This is a genomic window from Mycobacterium sp. (genome assembly GCF_032162605.1).
GTDB lineage: Bacteria > Actinomycetota > Actinomycetes > Mycobacteriales > Mycobacteriaceae > Mycobacterium.
This window is the reverse complement of sequence record NZ_JAVROT010000463.1, coordinates 1-4,805: the sequence shown is the minus strand read 5'-3', so window position 1 is coordinate 4,805 and position 4,805 is coordinate 1. Positions and strand designations below refer to the sequence as shown.

The 4,805-nt window shown below is 63.5% G+C and carries 4 protein-coding genes; 1 reads left to right on the top strand and 3 read right to left on the bottom strand.

The window, feature by feature from the left end:
- Positions 1-297 precede the first annotated feature (297 nt).
- Complete coding sequence (locus tag QOI01_RS25750) at positions 298-1,860, top strand: FAD-dependent oxidoreductase (protein WP_526386005.1); 1,563 nt, start codon at positions 298-300, stop codon at positions 1,858-1,860.
- Between the two features lie 9 nt (positions 1,861-1,869).
- Here QOI01_RS25750 and QOI01_RS25745 read toward each other — a convergent pair whose 3' ends face one another.
- From QOI01_RS25745 to QOI01_RS25735, 3 genes are all read right to left on the bottom strand, one after another.
- Positions 1,870-2,778 carry an LLM class flavin-dependent oxidoreductase gene (locus QOI01_RS25745; RefSeq protein WP_526386004.1) on the bottom strand — a complete coding sequence of 303 codons (909 nt, stop codon included), beginning with the start codon at positions 2,776-2,778 and terminating at the stop codon, positions 1,870-1,872.
- Positions 2,779-2,830: 52 nt separating this feature from the next.
- Positions 2,831-3,376, bottom strand: coding sequence for an SDR family NAD(P)-dependent oxidoreductase (locus tag QOI01_RS25740; RefSeq protein ID WP_526386003.1), 546 nt, complete (start codon positions 3,374-3,376; stop codon positions 2,831-2,833).
- Positions 3,336-4,805 (bottom strand): thiamine pyrophosphate-binding protein (locus QOI01_RS25735; RefSeq protein WP_526386002.1); only part of this gene is annotated, 1,470 nt, incomplete at its 5' end. The genes QOI01_RS25740 and QOI01_RS25735, both read right to left, overlap by 41 nt.

The window sequence follows — 4,805 nt, the reverse complement described above, 5'->3', positions numbered from 1 at the left end:
CGATTACGACCGTGGTGGTTACATCGTGCCGTACTTCTTCCCCGTGATCGATGCGGCCTCGCCCAAGGTTGGCGGGGTCAAGGAAAACGCCAACGGCTACAGCCCCGGCGGCAACGACTTCGCCAACATCTGGCTCACCTAAGCTGAGCAGATGGGCAAGGCACACCGCGGGAACAGCCCGTCCTCGCGGAAATCGACACCGGCTCACTTTTTCTGCGGCACAGACGATTACGAGTAACTCCATTGGATGCTCGTGCGCAAGCTCCGTCGTTCGGTGGGTCAGGAGGAGTACCTCGTATGGCTCTTTCCGAAGCAATCCGATCCAAAGTCGTGGTGGTTCCGCCCGAGGTCCTCGACACGGACATTGCGATCATTGGTTCGGGCATGGGCGGCGGAACCCTGGCTTACGCACTGCGGAACGCCGGCGCGAAGGTGCTCATCATCGAGCAAGGTGACTTCCTGCCCAGGGAGCGCGAGAACTGGTCGTTTGATGCCGTGCATCGGCAGAAGCGCTACAAGAACTCGGACACCTGGCACGACCAGGCCACGGGAAATGACTTCCTGCCCGGCAATTACCACTACGTCGGCGGGAACACGAAGCTCTACGGCGCAACGCTGCCACGATTCCGCGAATACGACTTTAGGCCAATGGAACACGTCGACGGCATCTCTCCGGCGTGGCCGATCAGCTACGCCGACCTGGAGCCTTTCTACGGCGAAGCCGAGCACATGTTCTGGGTGCACAGCAACAAGGGCGAGGACCCCACCGATCCGTGGCGGTCCACCGACTACCCGTATCCCGGAATTCCGCACGAGGGTGCCACTGCTCGATTCGTCGACAGTGCCAAGGCTCAAGGGCTGCATCCGTTTGCCGCACCGCAGGCGCTTGATCGCAGGGACGGCGGCGCATGCGTTCTGTGCTACACCTGCGATTCGTTTGCGTGCATGGTCGACGCCAAGGGTGACGCCGACGTCTGTGCCGTACGTCCAGCCCTGGAGGCGCGTGCTGGAAACACCCGGCTACTGACGAATGCGCACGTGCTGCGGCTCGATACAGACTCAAGCGGACGTCACGTAACCGAGGCGCAGATCGACCATCGGGGACGCCGAATCCGCGTCCGCGCAGACCGATTCGTGGTGGCCTGTGGCGCCGTCAACACTGCAGCACTGCTTCTACGCTCGGGATCAGGGGCACATCCGAATGGCCTGATCAACTCTTCGGACCAGGTCGGGCGAAACTTCATGACGCATCTGACGACCTTCGTGTTGGGCATAGACCCGCGCCGCAAGAACGACGCCGTGTACCAGAAGACAATCGGGATCAACGACTGGTACGCATCTGGGCCCACCAACCGCTTTCCCCTCGGGAACATCCAGGGTCTGGGAAAGCTTCGCGGACCACAGGCCAAACTTGCGCAGCCTCGCGTGCCGTTGGCCATCCTGGACGAAGTCACGAAGTACAGCCTGGACCTGCTCGCGCAGAGCGAGGATCTGCCGATGCCGGAGAGTCGTGTCACGCTCAATGCCAAGGGGCAGGTCAGCCTGGTGCGGATCGAGACGAACACGCAGACGCACCAAGAGCTCGTCAAACGAACGACCAAGCTCCTGCGCTCGGCCGGATTCCCGATCGTCTTTACCAGAAGCCTTGGTGTGGAGGCGACTTCACACCAGTGCGGGACGGCCCGGATGGGGGAGGACCCGATCACCGCTGTTGTCGACGCGGGGCTGCGCGCCCATGACACGGACAACCTCTGGATCGCCGACAGCTCGAGCTTCCCGGCCTCCGCGGGACTGAATCCCGCGCTGACGATCGCCGCACTGTCACTACGGCTTGGACAATCTGGCGCCTTGACCGATTGAGATCGTAACTCAGCCGAGCGCGAGTCGACCGCGCACTTCTTCACCGAAGATCTCGATCTGTTGTTCTTCTGTGCCATGAATCGGTTGCAGCACAATGGAATCAGCGCCAGCGTCCGCCAATTTATCGATGGCACTGCGGCAATCGGCTACATCGCCGGCAACGGTCAATCGTCGGATCACGTCCAAATCGCAGGCTGACCCGTGGATCGCACCCAGTTGGGCCGTCAGGTACGGCTTCTTCAGGGCCGCGTCAACCGTGGGTCGAAGCGCCTCCAAACCACCCTCGCCGTCGCCGGTGTCGAGATTGGACCACACGAATACGGTGATGTGGGCATCTGGCCCCAGTGCGCGTCGCGCATCTGCAACGTAAGCCGGTGTCGATCCCTCCGCGAGGATCAGCCCCAGCCCGAGTCGACGTGCCACTTCGATGCCCTTCGGGCCGCGCACACCCAAGCTGATGGGCGGAACCTGCGCGGGTGGATGCGTCAGCGACACCGAATCGAGATGCACGTGCCGACCGCTGTAGCTGACCTCCTTGCCGTGAAGGAGATCTCGCACCGTCTCCGAGACTTCTTCGAGACAGTTCATCAGGCTCGCGGGATGCTCGCCGACCTGCGTCAGCCACTCCGGCATGCCATGGCCGATCCCGGCGTGGAAACGCCCTCCGGACAGCCGTGCCACGGAAGCAAACTCCATGGCCAGGTACATCGGATTCCGCACCGCAGCGGGAGCGATACCCAGACCCACCTCGAGGTCAGTCGTCACCGCCAATGCTGCAGCCGCTTGCGCTATTCCGCCGGCGAGCCCCAGGTCTTCGCACACCCACAGTTCGGAGAACCCGGCCCGTTCGATGGATCGGGCAAGAGGTAGTACGTCTTCGGTGGGGCGTGCATCCAACTTGAATCCGATTGCGGGCATGACGGCTCTTTTCTCTTGACGCGATTGGCTGGGCCCCGGTTGACGCCGATGTCTACCAAACGTATCGATCCGCGACGCCGTAAGTTAAGACGCGACATGTGTATTCGCGGATGACACCGATGCACGAGTTGCGGCCGACTTCCCATGCGGCAGCTGTCCACACCCCGGTCAGATTCACGTCGATCTGATCCTGGAACTGCTGTTCGGTGATCTCCCACAGCGGTGCCGTGTCGTTCAGCGTGCCTGCGTTGGCGACCACGATGTCGAGCCCTCCCAGCTCCGAGACTCCAGCAGCCACGGCGGCTTCCAGTCCCTGAAGATCCCTGACGTCGACTTCGTCAGCGAAGACGCGGCGACCGCGGCTCTTGATCAGATCGACCGTCGTGACGAGGTCGTCGGAGTCGGCCATGGGGTAGGGGACCGTGTCGATCTGGCGGCAGACGTCGAGAGCGATGATGTCCGCGCCCTCTTCCGCGAGCCGCAGTGCGTGCGAGCGGCCTTGGCCACGGGCGTTTCTTCTCGTTGAAACTCTGGCAACGGCGGACTTGAAGCCTTGACTACTGATGCTGTTCGCTGGCGCGCCGTTCCCGGTACTCATCGGCGCGCTCGTCAGTGATGTGCGGCAGTGGCGGGAAGTCGAGCCAGCCCGGGACGAAGGGGCTTGCGAGATCCCGGTCGGTCGGGATCTCCACCAGCACGGGGGCCTTGGCGTCGAAGGCGCGCTTGAACGTGGGCTCCAGGTCGGAGGCCGACTCCACGCGGAACGACTCCAGGCCGAACGCCTTCCCGAGATTCTGGAAACTCGGGCTGTACGGCGTGCCGTCGGGGCGGTTGAACTCAGTGCCGATGATGCGGTCGGTCGCGTTGCGTTGGCCGCCGCGGATCGAGATGTACCCCGAGTTGTCCTGAACGACGAACACCACGGCGATGTCGTGCTGAATCGCCACCCCAATCTCCTGGGCCGTCATCAGGAAGTCGCCGTCGCCGGTGACACAGGCGACCTGACGTTCGGGTGCGGCAAGTTTCGCGCCAAGGGCGGCGGGAACCGGCCACCCCATAGAGGAGAAGCCACCCGTGGTGAGGTGGGTCCGCGGCTCGTACACGGGGAACGTCTGCTTGACCGCACCCTGGGTGTTGCCGGAACCGGCCAGCACGATGCCGTTGCGATCCATCACCTGGCGCAGCGCGCCGAGCGGACGTTGCAGCGTGAACGGGAAGCGATCGGTATCACGTCGAGTGGAAAGCTCGTTCTCCCACTCGGCCTTCCGCTCGGAGACCTCGGCGAGATACTCGCCACGCTCCGGCTTGGCGGGTAGCGAGGCCACGATGGCTGCGACCGCGGGCTTGGCGTCGGCCAGGATGCCCACCTCGGCGGGGTAGATCTTGCCGATCTCGTGCGGGTCGATGTCGATGTGGATCAGCTTGGCTGGCGGGAACGAATATGACTGACCACGTGCGTAACTCGACGATGACCAGTCGGTGAACCGACAACCGATGGACACCACGACGTCTGCGTTGGCGGTCAGGTAGTTGCCGTGGGTCGTGCCGGTCTGGCCGACGCTGCCGATGAACAGATCATGATCCTCGGGGAAGGCGCTCTTGCCGTTCCAGGTCGTCACGACAGGGATGTTCAGACCTTCGGCCAGCCAAAGGATCTCGTCGGTCGCGTTGGCGCTGATGGCGCCGCCGCCGACGACGATCACGGGGCGCTGGGCGGTGGTCAGTAGGTCGACGGCACGTTGGATCGCCTCGGGGTCGGGGTACTGCAATCCAACCGGCAGACGTCGCGCCAGGTCATGGAAGTTGACCTCGGCGGTCTCGGCATGCAGATCCCAAGGCACCTCGATGTGCGCCGGACCGCGGCGCCCCGTCAGCATGGTGCTGAACGCCCGGTGCATGATGAACGGCAGGTCTTCGATGCTGTTCGCGACCCAGCTGCGCTTGGACACAGCTTCGGCGACCTGTGGAAAGCCGTTGTCCTTCTGGCGTTCCAGCTCCTGGAGCACGCCGCGACCGCGCATGTGGCG